We start from the raw sequence: 2,921 nt of genomic DNA on the forward strand, positions 1-2,921 counted from the left end.
ACGCGGTCTTCGCCGCCGACCTCATGGCGCTCCGCCCGCACGTGGGGCAGGCGGCATCCGCGGCAAACCTGCGTTCGTTCCTCGCGGGCTCGGCGATCGTCGCGAGCCACCGCGACCCGGCGGTGTGCACGCGCGTGCAGGACGCATACTCGCTGAGGTGCTCGCCGCAGGTGCACGGCGCCGCCCGCGATACCGTGGACTACGCGGCGACGATCGCGTCGCGCGAGCTCGCGAGCGTCGTCGACAACCCCGTGATCACCGACGACGGCCGCGTCGAGTCGAACGGGAACTTCCACGGCGCCCCCGTCGCCTATGTGCTCGACTTCCTCGCGATCGCGGTGGCCGATGTCGCGTCGATCTCGGAGCGCCGCACCGATCGCGCCCTCGACCAGACCCGCAGCAATGGCCTGCCGCCGTTCCTCGCCGACGAAGTCGGGGTCGACTCGGGCCTCATGATCGCGCAATATGCCGCCGCCGGCATAGTCTCCGAGCTCAAGCGACTCGCGGTTCCGGCATCCGTCGACTCGATCCCTTCCAGCGCGATGCAAGAGGACCACGTGTCGATGGGCTGGGCGGCCGCGCGCAAGCTGCGCCGCGGGATCGACGGGCTCGCACGCGTGCTCGCCATCGAGGTGCTCACGGGCGCCCGCGCGATCGATCTTCGGGCGCCGCTTCTGCCGGGACCCGTGACCGGCGCGGTGCGCGACCTGGTGCGCACGGTTGCGACCGGGCCCGGGCCCGACCACTTCCTCTCACCCGACATCGAGGCGGTGACCGACCTCGTGCTGAGCGGCCGGGTCGCCGCAACCGCGGAAGGAGCAACACCATGACCACCACCGAGACCCGGCACATCACCGCGGCCCGTGGCAACGAGAGAACCGCCAAGAGCTGGGGTGCCGAGGCGGCCAAGCGCATGCTCATGAACAACCTCGACCCCGAGGTCGCGGAGCACCCCGAAGACCTGGTGGTCTACGGCGGCACGGGCAAGGCCGCCCGCAGCTGGGAGGCATACGACGCGATCGTGCGCACCCTCGACGAGCTCGAGCCCGACGAGACGCTCCTCGTGCAGTCGGGCAAGCCGGTCGGCGTCTTCCGCACGCACGAGTGGGCGCCGCGCGTGCTGATCGCCAACTCGAACCTCGTGGGGGACTGGGCGACGTGGCCCGAGTTCCGCCGCCTCGAGCAGCTCGGGCTGACGATGTACGGACAGATGACCGCGGGCTCGTGGATCTACATCGGCACGCAGGGCATTCTGCAGGGCACCTACGAGACCTTCGCGGCGGTCGGTCGCTCGCTCGGTGCTTCGACAGGCTCAGCAACCGACGACCTCGCGGGAACACTCACGCTGACGGGCGGATGCGGCGGCATGGGCGGCGCGCAGCCGCTGGCCGTCACCCTCAACGGCGGGGTGGTGCTGATCGTCGACGTCGACGAGTCGAGGCTCGCCCGGCGCGTCGAGCACGGCTACCTCGACGAATACACGCGCGACCTCGACGACGCCGTCGCGCGGGTTGTGTTCGCGAAGACCGAGCGGCGCGCGCTGAGCGTGGGCGTCGTCGGCAACGCGGCCCTGGTGTTCCCCGAACTGCTACGGCGCGGCATCCCGATCGACATCGTCACCGACCAGACCTCCGCGCACGACCCGCTCGCCTACCTCCCGGTCGGCATCGACGTGGGGGACTGGGCGGCAGCGGCCGAGCGCGACCCGGAGGGGTTCACCGACCGCGCGCGGAAGAGCATGGCGGCGCAGGTCGCGGCGATGGTCGGATTTCAGGATGCCGGGGCCACCGTCTTCGACTACGGCAACTCGATCCGCGCCGAGGCGCAGCTCGGCGGGTTCGCGCGTGCGTTCGCCTTCCCCGGCTTCGTGCCCGCGTACATCCGGCCGCAGTTCGCCGAGGGGCGCGGGCCCTTCCGCTGGGTGGCGCTGTCGGGCGACCCCGAAGACATCCGCAAGACCGATCGCGCGATCATGGAGCTCTTCCCCGACAACCCGGGGCTCGTGCGCTGGCTCGAGAAGGCCGGCGAGGCCGTGCGCTTCGAGGGGCTGCCCGCGCGCATATGCTGGCTCGGATATCAGGAGCGGCACCTCGCGGGGCTCAAGTTCAACGAAATGGTGGCTTCGGGCGAGCTCTCGGCGCCGATCGTGATCGGCCGCGACCACCTCGATGCCGGATCGGTGGCATCGCCCTACCGCGAGACCGAGGCGATGGCCGATGGATCCGACGCGATCGCCGACTGGCCGCTGCTGAACGCCCTGCTCAACACCTCGAGCGGCGCATCGTGGGTGTCGATCCACCACGGCGGCGGCGTCGGCATCGGCCGCAGCATCCATGCCGGGCAGGTCACCGTCGCCGACGGAACGGCGCTCGCCGCCGAGAAGCTCGAGCGCGTGCTGACCAACGATCCCGGGTCGGGCGTCATGCGGCACGTGGATGCCGGTTACGAGCGGGCCAAGGAGGTCGCCCGCGAGCGCGGACTCAACATCCCGATGCTATGACCATCCCCCTGCGCGAGACTTCAGTTGCGCACCTTCATCGGGCCTCGGAAGAGCCACAAGTGAAGTTTCGCGCAGGAGGAGGCGGGGTGTGTTGAGGACCCTGATCACGAACATCGGCGAACTGACGACCAACGTCGGGGTTCCCGGCGATCCGTGCGGCACGATCCGAGACGGTGCCGTGCTGATCGAGGGCGGGCGCATCGCGTGGGTGGGCTCGGCCGGCGACCCCGAAGTCCTGGGTTTGGGGCGCATCTCCTCCGTCGGGGCGCAAGACGCGCGCCCCAGCGGAGGGATCGCGCCCCAAACCGGGGCCGGCGGAGGGATCGCGCCCCAAACCGGCGTGGGAGGGGGAGATGCGCAGGCCGCCGCGGCGATCGAGATCGTGGATGCCGGGGGCCGCGCGGTCATCCCGGGTTTCGTC

The 2,921-nt window shown here is 70.9% G+C and carries 3 protein-coding genes; all 3 read left to right on the plus strand.

Features of this window, described 5'->3' with window-relative positions; translation table 11 throughout:
- Nucleotides 1-830 (plus strand): aromatic amino acid lyase (locus tag VNT50_RS00005; protein WP_325483060.1); only part of this gene is annotated, 830 nt, incomplete at its 5' end.
- Entirely contained in the window at nucleotides 827-2,500 is a 1,674-nt protein-coding gene (gene hutU / locus VNT50_RS00010; protein WP_325483061.1) for a urocanate hydratase, read from the plus strand. The genes VNT50_RS00005 and hutU, both read left to right, overlap by 4 nt.
- Before the next feature lie 88 nt (nucleotides 2,501-2,588).
- Nucleotides 2,589-2,921, plus strand: a 333-nt coding sequence (locus VNT50_RS00015) for an imidazolonepropionase-like domain-containing protein (protein WP_414683912.1), incomplete at its 3' end; no start/stop codon positions are given.

It is taken from the genome of Microbacterium sp., from assembly GCF_035554235.1.
GTDB lineage: Bacteria > Actinomycetota > Actinomycetes > Actinomycetales > Microbacteriaceae > Microbacterium.